Annotated in this window: 3 tRNA genes; all 3 read right to left on the minus strand. The window is 63.2% G+C overall.

Annotated elements, in window-relative coordinates:
* Position 1 precedes the first annotated feature (1 nt).
* Positions 2-78 (minus strand) — tRNA-Asp (locus tag NQ204_RS19555).
* 31 nt (positions 79-109) lie between these two features.
* A tRNA-Asp gene (locus NQ204_RS19560) sits at positions 110-186 on the minus strand.
* A 31-nt stretch (positions 187-217) separates the two neighbouring features.
* A tRNA-Asp gene (locus NQ204_RS19565) sits at positions 218-294 on the minus strand.
* Between the last annotated feature and the right edge of the window lie 2 nt (positions 295-296).

The raw sequence follows: 296 nt of genomic DNA on the forward strand, positions 1-296 counted from the left end.
CTGGCGGAGCGGACGGGACTCGAACCCGCGACCTCCGGCGTGACAGGCCAGCATTCTAACCAGCTGAACTACCGCTCCACAGCACTTCCAGATACCCCTGCTTGCAACTTGGCGGAGCGGACGGGACTCGAACCCGCGACCTCCGGCGTGACAGGCCAGCATTCTAACCAGCTGAACTACCGCTCCACAGCACTTCCAGATACCCCTGCTTGCAACTTGGCGGAGCGGACGGGACTCGAACCCGCGACCTCCGGCGTGACAGGCCAGCATTCTAACCAGCTGAACTACCGCTCCAC

The organism is Stenotrophomonas testudinis (assembly GCF_024499815.1).
Lineage (GTDB): Bacteria > Pseudomonadota > Gammaproteobacteria > Xanthomonadales > Xanthomonadaceae > Stenotrophomonas.